This is a genomic window from Coprococcus sp. OM06-34AC (genome assembly GCF_003462545.1).
Taxonomy (GTDB): domain Bacteria; phylum Bacillota; class Clostridia; order Lachnospirales; family Lachnospiraceae; genus Coprococcus; species Coprococcus aceti.
In genome coordinates this window covers 310,621-327,298 of the sequence record NZ_QTZF01000001.1, presented here as the reverse complement: position 1 = coordinate 327,298, position 16,678 = coordinate 310,621, and the positions used below count along the sequence as shown (strand labels likewise).

The window sequence follows — 16,678 nt, the reverse complement described above, 5'->3', positions numbered from 1 at the left end:
TACTTGGTGTGTGCTGCTGCATGTTTGCTTGGATAAGCAGTAAATGGAAAGGAATGAATAGAGATGCCGATAAGAATAGATGATGATCTGCCGGTTAAGAAAACATTAGAGGACGAGAACATATTTGTCATGGGAACAGGAAGGGCGCACAGCCAGGACATAAGACCCCTTGACATTCTGATACTCAACCTCATGCCGCTGAAGGAGGATACAGAGCTGCAGCTCATGCGAAGCCTGTCAAACACCCCACTTCAGGTGAACATCACGCTTCTTAGAACCATGTCCTACGAGTCCAAGAACGTGACAAAGGGACACCTTGACAGATTCTACGAGGATTTTGACAGCGTAAAGAACCGCAAATGGGACGGTTTCATCATAACCGGAGCACCTGTTGAAAAGATGGAATTTGAGAATGTTGACTACTGGGATGAACTCCGCGAGATCATGGATTGGTCCGAGACAAATGTCACATCGACCATGCACATCTGTTGGGGCGCCCAGGCGGGACTCTACTACAGATACGGTGTGCAGAAGTTCGATCTTCCTCAGAAGCTGTCCGGCATATACGAACATCACACCTTCCACAAGAGAACACCGCTTGTCCGTGGCTTTGACGATGTATTTTACGTGCCACATTCAAGATACACGGGCGTATCCAAGGAGGACATTGTAAACAATGAGCACCTTGAGATCGTAGCCGAGTCAGACGTGGCTGGCCCGTACCTCATAATCGGTGACGGCGGTAAGAACATATTTGTCACAGGACATCCTGAGTACGACGTGCTGACCCTCGACCAGGAGTACCACAGAGACCTCGCCAAGGGACTTAATCCACAGATCCCGGTGAATTATTACCCGGACAACGACCCGGAAAAGAAACCAGTGAAGAAGTGGAGATGCCACGCGAATACTTTGTATGCGAATTGGTTGAACTACTATGTTTATCAGCTCACACCTTATAAGTGGGAGTAGGAGCTGGTGAGACCGCATAAAACCTGAGAATTTAAGCCAAATGCGTTACATATCAATAAAGACATAAATGTATGTAATATGATGTGATTTTTTGTAATTTTATGACTTTGTGGCGATTAATTGGTGTTTTTTCAAAATGCAGATGGTGTTTTTTTAAACGGCGATAGGCAGGGAAGATATTAAATATAAAATTAAAACACAGCACTATGTAGATAAGTGGTAGATATCTATATGGTGCTGTGTTTTTCGTTGTAATTGCTTAATCTATAGTATTTAGAAAGGCGAGTAATGCCTCTCTTTGTACAGAGTTGAGTCTATATATTCTGGTTGACAGTGGATCATTGAGTAGAACCTTATTATCATCATCAAAAAAATCCCTTAATGAAATGTCAAGTGCTTTGCACAATTGGAAAAGAACTTCTATTGTGGGATTTTTATTACCCATTTCAATATCACGAACATAACTTTGGCTGATCCCTGCAAGATTGGCAAGTTTGTTGGTGGATATCTGCTTCTGTTCACGGAAAAAGCGCAATCTATCTCCAACAGGGTACTCATAAGATTCATGTGTATTTGCCATATATGGAAGCCTCCTATTTATTCTTTATAGAGATAGACTATCAAAGTTTTTGAGATAAAATTACACTTAAAGAGTTGATTAAGTATCGCTATAGCAATATAATATAAAATATATATTATATAATAACGATTTTATATGAAGGGAGTTATGAACATGATGGCAATAATATGTTTGGTGTTATCAGTAATTTTAACTATAAAAATTGGTAATGCGCTTTTTAAAAATACGATAGGAACTACTTTCGCTTATGCGGTAAGGTACATGTTATTATTTTTTGTAATAATGGTAGTGTTAGCTGGTTTATGCAGAAAAATAGGGTTGATGTAAAAAATACGGAGTTTTTGATATGGATAAACCTATGTGAATATTAAGTATAGATTTATATTTGCCGGTATAGGTGTGAGATAATATGCTAATGCTCCCTCTTTGGGGAATTACAAATATGAACGTTGTGAAATGTAGAATATAATTACTGTTGGAGAAGGGTATGTGTGAAGTGGATAAGGATAATAAAGTAAGAGAGTTATTTAAGCTTTTTTTTGGTGATAAAAACATATATGGAAGAGATGTATATATATATGGTGTTGATATGATTCCTGATAGACTGGATGATCTGTTAAAAGACGAATATGAGATTGAGGATGAAGATGAACTATTGTTGGCATTTTATGATAAACAAGGTTTCGTATTAACAACAAAAGGATTTTATTGGAAAGATGTTTACGATGATAATAATATGTGGGAGTTGGAAGATATTTATGATGTTAATAGTGCAAAGAGAATTTTAGCAAATGTGATTTATTTTGTTGGACATAGTAACAATGTTTCTGAAGATGTTTATCTTACAGGGATTGATAATGTTTATGAGTTTATATTTGCTTTTACAGGTTTTATTAGAAAGCTGGCAGGAAATGAAAAAGAAGATATGAATATGATTGATAAAATAGCAGAAGCTTGTTTGTCGGCACCATTAGAAAAAGCTACAGCATGTGTGTATGGAAATCCAATAAAAAATAATAATTCAAAGCTAAATAAGGTGAAAACATATTTTGGAATACCCGAAGATGAGAAAATTTTTATTATTTTAGATTCTACTATTTTAGGAAATGGTAAATCAGGATTTGCTATTGGAACTGATGGAATATACTATTGTCAATCTAATAAATGTGGAAAAATCACTTGGAATGATTTGAAAAATAAAACAATAAAAAAAGGGTTCAGTTCTATAAAAATTGGTGAATTAGATTTTGTGTGTAATGCCGGAATTGAGCAAACAAGTCTTTATGCCATTTTAAGAAACATAAAATCAGTAGTTAATTTTATTGATGAAAAAGAAGTAAAATCACAAGATAATCATGAAAAATATGTAGGGGATAATTATAATAATACAGAATCTGAAATAACGATAAAGGAAAGTTCTCCAAATGATGTTAGGTTAGTTGCAGAGAAATATTTTTCGGATGATGTATTTGGCGAAAAAATATTTTTATTTGACAAAAATTATGATAGAGATGCTGTAAAGTATATTACAAGACATTATTCTTTAGAAACTATGGAAGATCCATTGTTAATTTTTAATTACAAAGGAGATCATGAGCAAGGTTTTCTTATTACAACTCGCAGAATTATATGGAAATATAGAGGCTTGTCGGGAGAATGGAATATTAAAGACATAGGTGCTGTTGATAGCGCAAAGTTCATGTCATATATTGATTCGATGATGTTAATTGATAAAAATTTATCTAGGTATTCATCTAATATTGTATTGACATATATTTCTGATCCGGAGTTGTTTATTTTTCGATTTGCCTTATTTGTGTCAGAATTAGTTCCTGAATTCTGTGATAATAGCAGATTGGCAACTATATTAAAGTATGCAGCTTGTTCTAATAGTAAGGTAAGCTCATGTGGTATAACATGGAAAAAAATTAATCCACCTAAATATTATCAGGAACAAGATGATAAGCAGAGAGCATATATTAGGGATTATGAAAAGAGAATAAGAGCAAGTTTATTTATTGGTGAAGATGAGACTCTATATGGAGCAAATATAACTAATAATAAAGGTTCTAATTCATACGCTTTTACAGAGTATGGTGTATATTATAAAAATAGCAATGATAACGGTAGATTGGATTGGAATGAATTCAAAAATTCCACTATAAAGATATTGGATAACAACAATATTTCGATTGGAAATATAATATTGGAAGTGGATGGTTCAATTAGGGATTATTATAAACTGTTGTCAAACCTTCAGGATGCAGTTAAGTGGAATTGGACTGAGGTATTTGAAATTGTTAAAACAAAACCTAATATAAGCGCTAATAAAAAATTTATTTTAGATAGCATACCACAGCAAATTGTAAATAAATATGAGGAGGACATTGATGGTATTTCACCTGATGTTGATCCTATAAAGTTTAATGGAGGAAGAAGTGTAAGAATTGACAAACAGGTGGTTGCTTTTAAGGAAGCGATCAATATTGATGCTAAGAAAAATGTATTTTTGATTGTTCCAGGTGGAATCTTTGGTAATTATGGAAAAAAATCAAAAGGTTTTGCTATTGTAGAGGATGGATTTTACTATAGAAATGATTTGGGTAATGTGGGTGTTATCAGTTGGGAGAAATACCTAGAGCAGAAGATATATTTGGATATTTACCTTTATGTTGGAGAGAATGGGTTTAATGTTAGTAGTGCATTCAAACAGCACATTATTAATTTGCTAAAGGCCCTGCAAAAATATATAGCAGAAAACACCAATAGTACTATATGCCATGATATTCCGCCTAAAGATGATAATGAAAAAAAGATTGCTCATAATAAAACTATAACTGATAATGAAAACTTAGATGGCAAAGAAATTACCATAAAGAAAAACGTACTGGAAGAATCAGGGAAAGAAACAGAACATGTGACAATGATATCCTCCACAATTGTTAATAAAGTTGATGACAATGGAGAAAAGATAATAGCTGTTGAGCAACCTGTTGCAGTAGAGCCAGTAAAAATTATCCAGAAAGAACAGGTGACTAAAAATCAAAAGCAAATAGAAGAGCAAAACATTGAAAATAGAGATGTTAATAAAATAGTAGAAGATAGGGTAAATAAGAATCAAAAACAACCAACTCAAAATGTTACAGATCAGGATGACGACGACAGAATACGAAGAGAAGAAATATTAATGACGTTGGCTGAAAAAATAGAAAGAAAAAATACTATAGGTGTAGTATCGTTGATTTTGAGTATTATTGGTTTGGTGACAACATTTATAGTTGTAGGTATTGTTCCAGATGTAATATCTTTAATTCTAAGCGTGGTGGCACTTTCTAAGAAGGGAAAGAAAAAGAAGGCTGCAACGGCAGGTTTGATTATATCACTTATAGGAACCGCTATTTGGATAGCAGAAGCGGTAATACTGGGATTGTGATTATTCCGTAATTTGGTACTTCCTGTTTATATATCATCTATATGATGATAATAAATCATAGAAAACAGGAAGGAGGATGATGAGATATAAACAGGCATACGATAGCAGCTATAGGACTTGCTGTACTTCAGGGAGTGGTTGTGTTTCTGAAGGAAACGGTACTCAGTGGAAAGTCTTAGATAACTACATATTTAATTTAAAGAGAGATGAAGTTGTGTTTTTCATCTCTCTTTTTCTATGCTCATTTTCGGGAAGGGGGTGAGAGTGTGAAAATGCAGCGTAGAGATTTATTAGAACAGGCAGGTCAGTTGATTAATGGAATGAGAAGTCTGTGTCAGCTTTTGGAATGTCCGGGAGTCCCACCGATCACAGAGGATGTCCTTGCGGTATTTGAATGTGTTGATGATGAAGTGCTCCGGCTCATTGATGAAGCAATGAAATTGGATAGCGATGATGACGAGGAATAATCATAAGGAGAAAAGAGTTACATGCAGAAGATTATTATTTCGATACTGTCTACAGTGATTGTTATTTGGAATGAACTACGAGACAGAAATGGAAAGAATAGAGAAGAAAACAAAGGTGAAAGGAGAAAAAAATAATATGGCAGCAAATGTAGAAACGATGTTTAGTGTAAGGGAAAAACCATGGCATGGCCTTGGTGTTGTAGTAGAGGAGGCTCCATCATCAGAGGATGCATTAAGACTTGCCGGACTTGATTGGAGAGTAGTGCAGAAATCATTGTATACAAATTCAGGACTGGTTGATGGGTATAAGGCAAATGTAAGAGAGTCCGATAATACTGTGCTTGGGGTTGTTACAGACAGGTATAAGGTTGTTCAGAATACAGAAGCTTTTGCGTTTACTGATAATCTGCTGGGAGAGGGTGTAAAGTACGAGACGGCCGGATCTCTTCAGGGAGGGAAGAAAGTATGGATTCTGGCAAGGCTTCCGAGGGAGTACATCATGTCTGGAGAGCGAATAACACCATATCTTGTGTTTAGTAATACTCATGATGGTTCGGGAGCTGTGAAGGTTGCAATAACACCAGTGAGAGTTGTTTGTAATAATACATTGAATCTGGCATTAAGCACCGCAAACAGATGTTTCAGTATGGTCCATACAGGTGATATAAAGGGTAAGATTGATGAGGCAAAACAGACTTTGTTTATGGCAGATGAATATATGGAGGCTCTTGGTAATGAATTTGAGAGAATGCGTAGACAGAGGATAACAGATCAACAGGTAAAAGAATACATAGAAATGCTGTTGCCGATAGATCAGAATTCAAGTTCTGTTACTACAAGAAATATAAAAAAGCTTCGTGATGATATGAGAATGAGGTATTATGATGCCCCAGACCTTACACATCTTGGAAATAACGCATATAGATTTATCAATGCGGTATCAGATTTTGCTACTCATGCTAATCCGATAAGAAGGTCAAAGAACTATAATGAAAATCTTTTCATGAAAACATATGAAGGAAATCCTATGATAGATAAGGCTTATCAGCTTTTAGCAGCATAAAAATATGGAGGTAGATTATGAATATTAAGATAATTGGAGCGATAACTGCAGGAACAGTTATGGCACTTGTTTCAGGACTGCTTATATGGCATAAGTCAGGTAAAACGGAGTGCGTATATACAATAGATGGAAGAAATGGTATTTGGGATTGTGATGACGTATGGGAATAAAGGATAAATTTATAAAAAAGATCTACGCTGAGCTGCAGCAGTACAAGAAGTTGTACGGTGATAAAGAGTCCAGGGAAAACTCAAAGTTGGAAATATGTTCATGTATATATGAAATACTTATCTCTTCGGCAGATGAATTTTCGGACATGCTGCTTATGAATCTTGTAAATCAGAGCACAAATATTTTGGAATCTATATATAAGGACTGTGCTCAGAATGAGGATTATTACATGGTGGTAAGAGAGCATATGAAGAATACAGAATATGATATAGCGCAGGAAGAGGATGAAGAATGTACATGGTGGAGCAGCGTGAACTACGATGATGGAGGTATAGGATGCGACGATTAATTTCAACACTGGATCTGCCAAAAGAAGAATGGCTAAGATACAGAAAGAAAGGAATTACGGGAACGGATGCTGGTGCTATATGTGGATTGAATCCCTATTCATCAGCATTCCAGATATATCAGAACAAGATATCTGAAGATATTGAGCAGACAGATAATGAATCAATGAGACAGGGAAGAGACCTTGAAGAATATGTTGCACAGAGATTTACTGAGGAGACAGGCTTAAAAATTAGAAAAGCAAATGCTATTTATCAGAATGAGGGATATCCATTTATGCTTGCAGATTTTGACAGGCTGATTGTTGGTAGTAGAGCAGGCCTTGAGTGTAAGACAGTGTCTCCGTATTCATCTGACAAATGGGATGATGGGAATATACCATTACATTATCAGATGCAGGTTCAGCATTATCTCGCTGTAAGTGGATATGATTGCTGGTATGTTGCGGTTTTGATATTTGGACAGAAATTTCTTGTAAGAAAAATAGATCGGGATGAAGAGCTTATTAAATATCTGATCACGATTGAAGAGAATTTTTGGAATAATAATGTGCTTGCAAGAGTAATGCCTGATCCAGATGGAACAGATAGCTGTTCTGAGACTATATCAAAGATGTACTTCAAAGGTGATAGGAATAAGCAGGTCGAACTTCATGGCTATAAGGCTGTTCTTGATAGAAGAATGGAACTTGATTCACTGATAAAGAAACTGGAGCAGGAAAAAGCAGCGATAGATCAGAGAATCAAGATTGAAATGCAGGATGCTACTATTGCGGTTGAAGCAGATTATAAGATTTCATTGTCGAACATTGAGCAGAGCAGATTTGATGCTAAGAAGTTCAAAGAAGATGACCCGGTTATGTATAACAAATATTGCAATAACACTGCAAGCAGAAGATTTATGATAAAACGTGCAGCATGAAGGAGGATGAGTATATGGCAAATAATATAGATCTTAAGCAGGAACTTGCTGAACAGGCGTCAAAAGTCCCAGCGAAAAAGGATGAAGAAGTTAAACTTACAAAGAGCATGACAATACCGGATATGGTCAAGGCAATGATGCCGGAGATAAAGAAAGCACTGCCAGCTGTAATGACCCCAGAGAGATTTACGCGTATAGCATTGTCTGCACTTAATACCACACCTGCATTGAATCAGTGTACTCCCATGTCGTTTCTGGCAGCGCTTATGAATGCGGCGCAGTTAGGACTTGAGCCAAACACTCCGCTTGGGCAGGCGTATCTTATTCCGTATAAGAATCATGGAACCTTGGAGTGTCAGTTCCAGATTGGATACAAAGGATTGATTGAATTGGCATATAGAAGCGGTCAGATGCAGACGATACAGGCTCAGACTGTGTATGAAAATGATGAGTTTGCATATCAGTATGGGTTGGAACCGGTTCTTGTTCATCGTCCGGCATATTCGGACAGAGGCGAAGTTAAATATTTCTATGGAATATTTAAAACTGTGAATGGCGGATATGGTATGGCGGTCATGTCTAGGGCTGAAATGGATTTATATGCAAAGACATATAGTAAAGCGTACGACAGCAGTTATTCCCCTTGGAAATCAAATTATGAGGATATGGCTAAGAAAACTGTGATAAAGCAGGCGTTAAAGTATGCTCCGATAAAGACAGATTTTCAGAGGGCTTTATCGTTTGATGAAACAATCAAGAAGGAAATATCTTTGGATATGTCTACGGTCAAGAATGAGCTGTTAGATGTAGCGTAAGCAATAAAATACAAATCATGGCCTTGTCTGGTTGAGTAAACCGGGCAGGGCTTTTTTATTTTTGAGGAAAGGATATGTAACTATGGTCAAATTAAATAAAGAGCAGTTTATAGATGAGATAGTAGGGAAACTTGAAAGGATATATGGTCATGAAAATGTTCAGACTTCTATTCAGATTAAAAACAACGGTGTTAAGTTCGATGCCATTACCATACACAGAGAAAATAGACAATTGTCTCCATGTGTTTATATAGACAAGTATTATGAGAAATATAAGATTGGGATCATGGAGATAGGAGATGTTGTAAGAAAGGTGGTACAGAAAAATGAGGAGAAGATGGGTGATGATGATTTTGATATTTCTGTTCTTTCTGATTATGACCGTGCATGTACCAGAATACGTGTTAGATTGATAAATACAGAGCGAAATGGGGAACTGTTGTTAAATGTTCCACATAGGGAATTTTTAGACCTTTCTCTGATTTATTATATCGACATGACTTCTGATAAGAATAAGGATGTCAGCATTCTCTGTACAAGAGTATGCAATTCACAAATGGCAAAATGGAAAATTACAGAGCAGGAGCTTTATCAGCAGGCGATGATCAATATGGAGATTTGTGATGAGGGGTGTATTATCAGCATATGGGATCTGTTTAGAGATAGGTATGATGCAGATTACAAAGAAGATACAGAGAAAGATGAAACATATTATATTATGACAAATAAACATCTGATTTATGGAGCTAACCAGTTGCTGATGAAAAATAAAATAAAAGACTTTGCAGCTTACATGGAAAAGGATATTTATATAATTCCGAGCAGTGTGAATGAATGCTTGTTATTGCCGATTTGTGATGGAACAAAAAGTCCCCAGGAGCTTTGTGCTGATGTGGTCGATGTGAATAAAACTCTTCTCCCTCAGGACGTTCTATCCAATCACGTATATAAATATGACAGAAACACAGAAGAAATATTTATAGCAGCATAGAGGTGATTCGTTGAAAAGACAGCTATTTACTGAAAGAGAAAATCGTCTCATGTTGCAAATAGAACATGAACATGATTTCTTTAAATACAGGATGATTTCAAAGCAGAGAAAAGATATTTATGAGGTATGTGATGAGATATATTTTACAGAGTGCGTATATGAGTATCTGATTTATGTAGATGAATTGCCGGATGATCAGATAACAGCATTGGTACAGTGCAAATGTGGAATTTTTAAGTGCTTGTATTCGATATATCTGGATGACGAATATATACATGTGGATACATGGGATGAAGTATCGAGTCTCATTGAGCAATTGATAGATAGACAGCTGAAGAAGGCAAGCTAGTGTCCGAAAAGGTGGTTGTATTTACAGGATATGTCCGTTTATTGGTATTTGACCTTTCAGAACACATATATGTGATGATTATTATGTGTTCTGAAAGGTACACCTTTGAGGACATGGTATATGGAGGTAGGTTATTATGACAGGCAGAAAGTATGGATATGCCCGTGTGAGTTCAAATTCGCAGAATCTTGACAGACAGATAATAGCACTGAAGGAATATGTAGAAGATACGAATATTATAGTAGATAAGAAGTCTGGAAAGAATCTTGAACGTGAAGGGTATCAGGCTCTTAAAGGTCCAATGGGACTTCGCAGGGGAGACTCATTGTATGTGGTTTCCTTGGACAGACTCAGCAGGAGCAAACAGGATATTTTGTCGGAGGTAAAGTGGTTTAAAGATAGTGGCATAGATCTGAGAATCCTTGATCTGCCAACAACGATGATAGATTTCCCTGAGGGACAGGAGTGGATCAGGGATATGATAAACAACATTCTCATAGAGGTTCTTGGCAGTATTGCAGAGCAGGAGAGGATTACGATAAGGAAAAGGCAAAGAGCTGGAATAGAGGCTGCAAAAAAGAAAGGCAAGCATCTTGGTAGGCATAGTGTTGCAAAACCTGAAAATTATGATGATGTTATGAAGTTGTGGAAGACAAAGAACATTACAGCTGTTGAGGCAATGAAGAGATTAGGGGTGACTAAAACTCTTTTTTATAAATGGGCAAAGGAGATGGAAGATAGGAAATCATAGGTGAACAGATATATTCTAATATGAGCACATATAGACAGTAATTTGTTTTTTTACACGAACATTCCATTAACAAAGGAAGGAGTGAAAATATGTTACAGAACGAACCTGATGTATTAACTATAAAAGATGTAATGAGGGTGTTGCATTGTGGGAGAACAAAGATACTGCAGATGATTCATGATGGAGTTCTGGAAGGGCACTTCGTTAGTGGACGATGGCTGGTATTTAGAGAAGATGTAGAAGAATTTATACTTAGATCTTGAGAAATAGATATGAGGGATCTGCTGTACAAATGTATTAACATATACAAAGAATTTGTATATGTTAATACATTGATGTTATAATATTATATACATTTACGTTGCAATATATACGATATAGAGGGGGAGTTATGACAGAACAGCAGTATAAAGATTTATTAATAGCGACAGCTAAGATGAGTGAGTATGAGTATAAGGACGAGGTAATAGAGGCTCTTAAAGTTGCTTCTGTTTCATTTCAAAAAGAATGGGGTTTTACATATCATTTGCCTAATCATCGCAAGGAATACATTATTATTAGTGTAGTTCCTGATAAATTAACAGTCCTGAGAAAATATGAGAATTTTGTTGATGGTTTGTGTAGACAGGTTTATGAACCGAACGATGATAACGAGTACTGGGGATTGATATTAAAGCCTGGAGTACTGAATAGTGCCTCAGAAGAAATAAGCCAAGAGATACTTTTTGATGATATACAAAATCGAATAATTGATGAGATTCGTCAGGCTAAATTTTTAATATGGATTGCAATGGCATGGTTTACCAATAAAAAAATATTCGATGAATTATTAAAAAAAAGGAACGATGGGTTGGATGTAAAAATAATTATTGATAATAACATGATCAACAAAGATAAACCTTCATTCGTTTTGGAAGACTACTTTGAGGTATATCGAGTAGATGTGATGTCAGAAAAATATAAAAATATAATGCATAGGAAATTTTGTGTGATTGATTTGGAGGTTGCAATGCACGGAACTTTCAATTGGACGACTGCTGCAAACTATAATAAGGAGCATTGGGATGTTGATCATAATAGACAAACAGCGAAATCATTTGCAGAAGAATTTATAAAAATGAGAAGGGATGCAAATTGTAGATACTAAAACTTTTTTTATGGAGTATTTTTATGGATTTAAGAGAGTATTATTTAAGTAATGTGAAGGCATCAGATTATCATTATCGTTTTCTGGATTTTGTGAAAAAGGTAAACTATTCATATAATGTTTTTTACGGAGTAAGAGAAACCCAGAATTATCAATTTGAAATTTATGATGTTGAAGATGCAATAACTAAATTTAGAGAATTATGTCAGCTAGATCTTTATTTTTCAGTTGAAGATAAATGTTGGTTTTATTTAATAACATATTATTTGAATATGCTAGGTTATGAAATAAAAGAGTTCCCTAGGATATTGGCAAGACCTCCTGTTGAACCAGAGAAATTCACACGTGACGATATTGGAGGAAAAATTATAGCGTTGGGTAGAGATGATAAAGGAGACATTCGTTATGCTGCTAGAAGAGCATTTGTAGAAGAAATGACGTTCAAGAAAAACAATTGCAGCATTGAGGTAAACGATTCTATAAATCAAAAATTTATTGAAATTTCTACTAGGCAGGCATCTTTTAGCAGCATGCATATAGATGAGAAAATTGCGGAGATTGCAAATCTTATCGAAAACTTGTTGAAACAAGATGGAAAATATAGCACACCAGAATACGAAAATGTATGCTGTGGATTCATTGATGATTCAATAGTAAAGAGTTATAGAAATAAAATGCAGTGTTTTAGACATTGCACAGATGAGGCAATAGAGGAGAGAAAGGCATATTCAGAAGCACAGAAAAATTTTCTTGTGGATTATGGCCTTACGATTGTAAAGGCCATTCATCAACTGGTAAAATAAATAGCAGTAATATAGATTTGGTTTAAGACAGATGATTTATATTATTTCAATCTCATTGTTTTATTTCATAATTGAAAAAACTATTTATTATTCGGTGTCAGGGGCAACAAGAGTATAAAATCCAATTTATGTATGGGGTAACATATTGAAGAATGCTTATGTGAGTACATTATCACATAGGCATTCTTTTTTTGTATATGCAAATTATGTTTAGGGGGGCATAGTAGTCACAGAAAGATAAGGGGCATTCGCAGTCCATAACCGAAGAAGGCTATGGACTGATTTTTATGAAGAATTTTTCTTTCCGTCAATCTTGTTTGATATGTATTCATCTAACGCATTTCGAGTGATAAGTATTCGTTGCCCTATCTTGGCTGATTTAATTTGGTGTGTCTGTGTAGTGAGTTTATATGCGGTATTTTTGCCAATACCGAGTTCTGTGCATAAATCATTGATAGTTAAAAGTTGGTCGTTCATAATGAGCTCCTTTCATTGATGGTAAGTGCACTATATACTCTAAAATATAGCTCTGCAACGTAGTCTCTGCTTTCCTTCCCATCTAGCTCCAAGCTCTCAATTTGTTCATAGATAAGGTTCTCCATAAGCCTGTCGAAAGAATCTTCATCAAATGGCATATCCTTCCACCCATTGTCCAGACAAAACTGCCAAAATATGCGATATGCAATTGAAAGAATATTTCCATTGCTGTTCAATCTCTCCTGATAAATCAGTTCCCTTCTTTCTCTTAACTGCAAATATTTATCGTTTTCATCTCTTATAAATGATTCAATATCATCATAGTGTTCTATAGCCCATTCAATAAACCACTTGAAAAAAAACGATAGTAAGACTGGCTCTCTATAAAAATGCGTTTCTCTATACAAAAATGAGGAATGTAGCCGGGATTGCACAGAACGAAGCACAGAAGTCGGCAGATATGAATCAAATATCTTCCCGAACAGAGAGCAAGACCGAAACAGTTATTACCGAAACCGATGACGGACACGGTAATATCGTGGAAACTGAAAGCACGGTCACACAAACCTATCTGTATATTACCGTCAGCCACAAGACTGCCGAGGAAATGGCGGCGCAATATGGTTTTAACGAAGAACAGAAAGGCTACCTCGCTGAACTGCTTGCAGATGAAAACAATTACCTTTGGTCACAGGTGCTTTACGGCATTACAGTCGGCGACGGACAGATCGTGACCGTTGCACTCTCTCTGGTTGGCAATGTGGGCGGTCAGCCGTATTGGTCGTGGTACGGTTTTAACTCCCGTGTAGAATGGTGTGCTTGCTTTGTATCTTGGTGTGCCAACGAGTGCGGCTATATCGACGCTGGAGTTATCCCAAAATATGCAGGCTGTGTCAACGGAGTACAATGGTTTAAGGATCGTGGACAATGGCTGGATGGCAGCGCCGAGCCTGCCCCCGGAATGATTATTTTCTTCGATTGGGCAGACGAAAGTGGTCAGGATGGATTATCCGACCATACGGGTATTGTTCAAAAGGTCGAAAACGGCAAGGTTTATACGGTCGAGGGCAACTCCGGCGACAGTTGCCGAGTCAATGAGTATTCTATCGGTTATTACGAGATTCTTGGCTACGGCGCACCTGCCTATTAAAATACACAAGCCGCCTGCATTTTGCAGGCGGTTGGATTACATATCAGAAAGATATTGTGCCGGTTTGAAAACTAAAAGTCTCAAAATACAGACTTAATAATTGCGATTTCACTCTCAAAGTGCTATAATACAAACTATATTTGGGTGGAGGTGCGGAAATGAAAGTACGGTACAACAAACTTTGGAAACTTCTGATTGACAAGGGAATGAAAAAGAGTCAATTACGAGAAGCGGTCGGGGCAAGCAAAAGTACATTTGCGAAACTCGGAAAAAATGAAAATGTTACCCTTCCCGTACTGTTGAATATATGCGAATACTTAGAGTGTGATTTTGGCGACATAATGGAAGCCGTACCCGAAAATGAGGTGTAGGATCAATGAACAAGAAGATTTTAATTGTGGATGACGAAAAAGAAATCGTTGATCTGCTTGAAGTGTATTTGAGTAACGATGGTTATTCAGTATATAAATGTTATAATGGGTTAGAGGCGATGAAATGTATCAAACAGTCGCAGATTGATTTAGCGATACTTGATATTATGCTGCCGGATATTGATGGTTTTCGACTTTGCCAAAAAATTCGGGAAAAGTTTTACTTCCCTATTATTATGCTTACCGCCAAAATTGAGGATAGCGACAAGATTATGGGGCTTACGATTGGTGCGGATGATTATATAACGAAACCGTTTAATCCTTTAGAGGTTGTGGCAAGAGTAAAGACGCAATTAAGGCGTTATCAGAGCTATAACAGTCCTAATTTGAGCCAATCCGAAGAAAAAGACGAGTATGACATCAGAGGTCTACTGATAAACAGAGTCAGCCACAAGTGCTACTTGTATGGCAAAGAAATAGCCTTGACTCCGTTGGAGTTTTCTATTCTGTGGTATCTGTGCGAACATCAGGGTAAAGTTGTCGCCTCGGAGGAATTATTTGAAGCCGTGTGGAAAGAAAAGTATCTTCGCAACAGTAACAATACGGTAATGGCGCACATTGGGCGGCTTCGGGAAAAATTGAATGAACCTTCAAAAAATCCGAAGTTCATTAAAACTGTTTGGGGGGTAGGGTATGAAATTGAATAAAAAAGAAAAAAACTATCTGCTCTCTACCTTGTTCAAAGGGTATGTAATTCAATGTGCGATTTGCTCTGTGCTTATTTTTGGCGGTACTTTTCTTTTAGGAATTATGGCAGAGGAAATTCTCCGCAAGTATGTTTTGTATTATTACTTGTATTACAGAACAGTATATCTTTATATAGTGGCTGTAATCGTGTGGGGTGGCTGTATTATATACATGACATACCTACTTTTGAAAAAAGTAGTCGCCTATGTGTACGAGGTACAGGCTGCGACAGGAAAAATGTTCGATCAGAATGTCAGTTACATTGAAATGTCCCCGGAGTTGAGTGAAATCGCCGCTAACATCAATCAGTTAAAACAAGAGGCTGAAAGTAATGCAAGGCTTGCAAAAGAAAATGAGCAGCGAAAAAATGACCTGATTATGTATCTTGCACACGATTTGAAAACACCGCTTTCTTCTGTAATCGGGTATCTTACTTTACTGCGTGATGAGTCGCAAATCTCAAAGGAACTTCGAGAAAAGTACCTTTCAATCACTCTTGGTAAGGCAGAACGGTTAGAGGATCTGATTAACGAGTTTTTCGAGATAACACGATTCAATATATACGATATTACATTACAATACACGAAAATCAATTTAACTCGCCTGCTGGAGCAACTTGTATATGAATTTAAGCCTATGCTCAAATCAAAGAATTTGCAATGTAATCTTTGTGTTGATGATGATATAATGCTTCGATGTGACGCAGACAAAATTCAGCGTGTTTTTGATAACCTTTTGAGAAATGCGGTTATCTACAGTTTTGAAAATACGGATATCACGATCAGCGCACAATGTCAGGAAGATACGGTCAGCATTATTTTTTGTAACCACGGCGATACTCTGCCGGAAGAAAAGTTAAACAGGATTTTCGAGCAGTTTTATCGGCTTGACGCAGCGAGAAGTACAAGCAGTGGAGGAGCTGGATTAGGTTTGGCGATTGCAAAGCAGATTGTTGAACTACACAATGGTACAATCGTTGCAGAGAGCCAAGAGGATCAAAACAAGTTTTCAATTACTTTGCCGTTGGCGTAGGAAAATTGTAAGAATTTGCATAGAAAAAAAGAGGAATATCTTACGAGCAATCAAGAAAATACGGGCTTCTGTTTTGGTACAATAAAAGTA

At 36.5% G+C, this 16,678-nt stretch carries 21 protein-coding genes and 1 pseudogene; 19 read left to right on the top strand and 3 right to left on the bottom strand.

What is annotated here, in order from left to right; translation table 11 throughout:
* Window positions 1–63: 63 nt before the first annotated feature.
* Window positions 64–972 carry a homoserine O-acetyltransferase MetA gene (gene metA, locus DXB91_RS01475; protein WP_055223972.1) on the top strand — a complete coding sequence of 303 codons (909 nt, stop codon included), beginning with the start codon at window positions 64–66 and terminating at the stop codon, window positions 970–972.
* Window positions 973–1,231: 259 nt separating this feature from the next.
* Here the strand turns inward: metA and DXB91_RS01470 are convergent, their stop codons facing one another.
* Entirely contained in the window at window positions 1,232–1,552 is a 321-nt protein-coding gene (locus DXB91_RS01470) for a helix-turn-helix domain-containing protein (protein ID WP_118016654.1), read from the bottom strand.
* Between the two features lie 153 nt (window positions 1,553–1,705).
* Here DXB91_RS01470 and DXB91_RS14065 point away from each other — a divergent pair, with 153 nt between their 5' ends.
* The 14 genes from DXB91_RS14065 (at window position 1,706) to DXB91_RS01410 (ending at window position 12,811) form a co-directional block, all read left to right on the top strand.
* On the top strand, window positions 1,706–1,879 hold the full coding sequence (locus DXB91_RS14065; RefSeq protein ID WP_158564567.1) for a hypothetical protein: 174 nt from the start codon (window positions 1,706–1,708) through the stop codon (window positions 1,877–1,879).
* 160 nt (window positions 1,880–2,039) lie between these two features.
* Window positions 2,040–4,985 carry a hypothetical protein gene (locus tag DXB91_RS01465; protein ID WP_118016653.1) on the top strand — a complete coding sequence of 982 codons (2,946 nt, stop codon included), beginning with the start codon at window positions 2,040–2,042 and terminating at the stop codon, window positions 4,983–4,985.
* A gap of 266 nt (window positions 4,986–5,251) precedes the next feature.
* Window positions 5,252–5,452, top strand: coding sequence for a hypothetical protein (locus tag DXB91_RS01460; RefSeq protein ID WP_118016652.1), 201 nt, complete (start codon window positions 5,252–5,254; stop codon window positions 5,450–5,452).
* A 136-nt stretch (window positions 5,453–5,588) separates the two neighbouring features.
* A complete protein-coding gene (locus DXB91_RS01455; protein ID WP_118016651.1) occupies window positions 5,589–6,515 on the top strand; it encodes a DUF932 domain-containing protein in 927 nt (308 codons plus the stop codon).
* 17 nt (window positions 6,516–6,532) lie between these two features.
* Window positions 6,533–6,685 carry a hypothetical protein gene (locus DXB91_RS14060; RefSeq protein WP_158564566.1) on the top strand — a complete coding sequence of 51 codons (153 nt, stop codon included), beginning with the start codon at window positions 6,533–6,535 and terminating at the stop codon, window positions 6,683–6,685.
* A complete protein-coding gene (locus tag DXB91_RS01450; protein ID WP_118016650.1) occupies window positions 6,676–7,035 on the top strand; it encodes a hypothetical protein in 360 nt (119 codons plus the stop codon). Before DXB91_RS14060 ends, DXB91_RS01450 begins: the two co-directional genes overlap by 10 nt.
* Window positions 7,023–7,955, top strand: a complete 933-nt coding sequence (locus DXB91_RS01445; RefSeq protein ID WP_118016649.1) for a YqaJ viral recombinase family nuclease — start codon at window positions 7,023–7,025, stop codon at window positions 7,953–7,955. Before DXB91_RS01450 ends, DXB91_RS01445 begins: the two co-directional genes overlap by 13 nt.
* 14 nt (window positions 7,956–7,969) lie before the next feature.
* The gene (locus DXB91_RS01440) at window positions 7,970–8,770 is read left to right on the top strand and encodes a recombinase RecT (RefSeq protein ID WP_118016648.1); all 801 of its coding nucleotides are present in this window, start codon (window positions 7,970–7,972) and stop codon (window positions 8,768–8,770) included.
* Window positions 8,771–8,852: 82 nt separating this feature from the next.
* On the top strand, window positions 8,853–9,761 hold the full coding sequence (locus DXB91_RS01435) for a DUF5688 family protein (protein WP_118016647.1): 909 nt from the start codon (window positions 8,853–8,855) through the stop codon (window positions 9,759–9,761).
* 49 nt (window positions 9,762–9,810) lie between these two features.
* The gene (locus tag DXB91_RS01430) at window positions 9,811–10,110 is read left to right on the top strand and encodes a hypothetical protein (protein WP_118016646.1); all 300 of its coding nucleotides are present in this window, start codon (window positions 9,811–9,813) and stop codon (window positions 10,108–10,110) included.
* Between the two features lie 136 nt (window positions 10,111–10,246).
* Window positions 10,247–10,861 carry a recombinase family protein gene (locus DXB91_RS01425; protein WP_118016645.1) on the top strand — a complete coding sequence of 205 codons (615 nt, stop codon included), beginning with the start codon at window positions 10,247–10,249 and terminating at the stop codon, window positions 10,859–10,861.
* Between the two features lie 89 nt (window positions 10,862–10,950).
* Window positions 10,951–11,124: a helix-turn-helix domain-containing protein gene (locus DXB91_RS01420; RefSeq protein WP_118016644.1), complete on the top strand. Its 174-nt coding sequence runs from the start codon at window positions 10,951–10,953 to the stop codon at window positions 11,122–11,124.
* 128 nt (window positions 11,125–11,252) lie between these two features.
* Window positions 11,253–12,008, top strand: a complete 756-nt coding sequence (locus DXB91_RS01415) for a phospholipase D-like domain-containing protein (RefSeq protein ID WP_118016643.1) — start codon at window positions 11,253–11,255, stop codon at window positions 12,006–12,008.
* A 23-nt stretch (window positions 12,009–12,031) separates the two neighbouring features.
* Window positions 12,032–12,811: a hypothetical protein gene (locus tag DXB91_RS01410; protein WP_118016642.1), complete on the top strand. Its 780-nt coding sequence runs from the start codon at window positions 12,032–12,034 to the stop codon at window positions 12,809–12,811.
* Window positions 12,812–13,096: 285 nt separating this feature from the next.
* On the opposite strand, the gene DXB91_RS14820 is transcribed toward DXB91_RS01410, so the two are convergent.
* Together DXB91_RS14820 and DXB91_RS14055 are read right to left on the bottom strand one after the other, a co-directional pair.
* Window positions 13,097–13,288 carry a helix-turn-helix domain-containing protein gene (locus DXB91_RS14820; RefSeq protein WP_118016641.1) on the bottom strand — a complete coding sequence of 64 codons (192 nt, stop codon included), beginning with the start codon at window positions 13,286–13,288 and terminating at the stop codon, window positions 13,097–13,099.
* Window positions 13,285–13,446 (bottom strand): hypothetical protein, encoded by a 162-nt coding sequence (locus DXB91_RS14055; protein ID WP_158564565.1) that lies wholly within the window; start codon window positions 13,444–13,446, stop codon window positions 13,285–13,287. The genes DXB91_RS14820 and DXB91_RS14055 overlap by 4 nt, the downstream gene beginning before the upstream one ends.
* A 557-nt stretch (window positions 13,447–14,003) precedes the next feature.
* Between DXB91_RS14055 and DXB91_RS14815 the strand changes: the two are divergent.
* From DXB91_RS14815 to DXB91_RS01380, 4 genes and pseudogenes are all read left to right on the top strand, one after another.
* Window positions 14,004–14,438, top strand: a pseudogene (locus DXB91_RS14815) (CHAP domain-containing protein); the annotation flags it as partial.
* 158 nt (window positions 14,439–14,596) lie between these two features.
* On the top strand, window positions 14,597–14,809 hold the full coding sequence (locus tag DXB91_RS01390; protein WP_008703822.1) for a helix-turn-helix domain-containing protein: 213 nt from the start codon (window positions 14,597–14,599) through the stop codon (window positions 14,807–14,809).
* 5 nt (window positions 14,810–14,814) lie between these two features.
* Window positions 14,815–15,516 carry a VanR-ABDEGLN family response regulator transcription factor gene (vanR, locus tag DXB91_RS01385; RefSeq protein ID WP_004853366.1) on the top strand — a complete coding sequence of 234 codons (702 nt, stop codon included), beginning with the start codon at window positions 14,815–14,817 and terminating at the stop codon, window positions 15,514–15,516.
* Entirely contained in the window at window positions 15,503–16,588 is a 1,086-nt protein-coding gene (locus DXB91_RS01380) for a sensor histidine kinase (RefSeq protein ID WP_008703821.1), read from the top strand. The genes vanR and DXB91_RS01380 overlap by 14 nt, the downstream gene beginning before the upstream one ends.
* The last annotated feature ends 90 nt before the right edge of the window (window positions 16,589–16,678 follow it).

Bases quoted from the DNA above. Each gene is read 5' to 3' on its own strand.
- DXB91_RS01430 (WP_118016646.1), top strand. From the start codon at position 9,811: ATGTTGCAAATAGAACATGAACATGATTTCTTTAAATACAGGATGATT.
- DXB91_RS01410 (WP_118016642.1), top strand. From the start codon at position 12,032: ATGGATTTAAGAGAGTATTATTTAAGTAATGTGAAGGCATCAGATTAT.
- vanR (WP_004853366.1), top strand. From the start codon at position 14,815: ATGAACAAGAAGATTTTAATTGTGGATGACGAAAAAGAAATCGTTGAT.
- DXB91_RS01415 (WP_118016643.1), top strand. From the start codon at position 11,253: ATGACAGAACAGCAGTATAAAGATTTATTAATAGCGACAGCTAAGATG.
- DXB91_RS01425 (WP_118016645.1), top strand. From the start codon at position 10,247: ATGACAGGCAGAAAGTATGGATATGCCCGTGTGAGTTCAAATTCGCAG.
- DXB91_RS14060 (WP_158564566.1), top strand. From the start codon at position 6,533: ATGAATATTAAGATAATTGGAGCGATAACTGCAGGAACAGTTATGGCA.
- metA (WP_055223972.1), top strand. From the start codon at position 64: ATGCCGATAAGAATAGATGATGATCTGCCGGTTAAGAAAACATTAGAG.
- DXB91_RS01450 (WP_118016650.1), top strand. From the start codon at position 6,676: ATGGGAATAAAGGATAAATTTATAAAAAAGATCTACGCTGAGCTGCAG.
- DXB91_RS01440 (WP_118016648.1), top strand. From the start codon at position 7,970: ATGGCAAATAATATAGATCTTAAGCAGGAACTTGCTGAACAGGCGTCA.
- DXB91_RS01455 (WP_118016651.1), top strand. From the start codon at position 5,589: ATGGCAGCAAATGTAGAAACGATGTTTAGTGTAAGGGAAAAACCATGG.
- DXB91_RS14055 (WP_158564565.1), bottom strand. From the start codon at position 13,446: ATGCCATTTGATGAAGATTCTTTCGACAGGCTTATGGAGAACCTTATC.
- DXB91_RS01465 (WP_118016653.1), top strand. From the start codon at position 2,040: ATGTGTGAAGTGGATAAGGATAATAAAGTAAGAGAGTTATTTAAGCTT.
- DXB91_RS01380 (WP_008703821.1), top strand. From the start codon at position 15,503: ATGAAATTGAATAAAAAAGAAAAAAACTATCTGCTCTCTACCTTGTTC.
- DXB91_RS14065 (WP_158564567.1), top strand. From the start codon at position 1,706: ATGATGGCAATAATATGTTTGGTGTTATCAGTAATTTTAACTATAAAA.
- DXB91_RS01445 (WP_118016649.1), top strand. From the start codon at position 7,023: ATGCGACGATTAATTTCAACACTGGATCTGCCAAAAGAAGAATGGCTA.
- DXB91_RS14820 (WP_118016641.1), bottom strand. From the start codon at position 13,288: ATGAACGACCAACTTTTAACTATCAATGATTTATGCACAGAACTCGGT.
- DXB91_RS01390 (WP_008703822.1), top strand. From the start codon at position 14,597: ATGAAAGTACGGTACAACAAACTTTGGAAACTTCTGATTGACAAGGGA.
- DXB91_RS01435 (WP_118016647.1), top strand. From the start codon at position 8,853: ATGGTCAAATTAAATAAAGAGCAGTTTATAGATGAGATAGTAGGGAAA.
- DXB91_RS01470 (WP_118016654.1), bottom strand. From the start codon at position 1,552: ATGGCAAATACACATGAATCTTATGAGTACCCTGTTGGAGATAGATTG.
- DXB91_RS01420 (WP_118016644.1), top strand. From the start codon at position 10,951: ATGTTACAGAACGAACCTGATGTATTAACTATAAAAGATGTAATGAGG.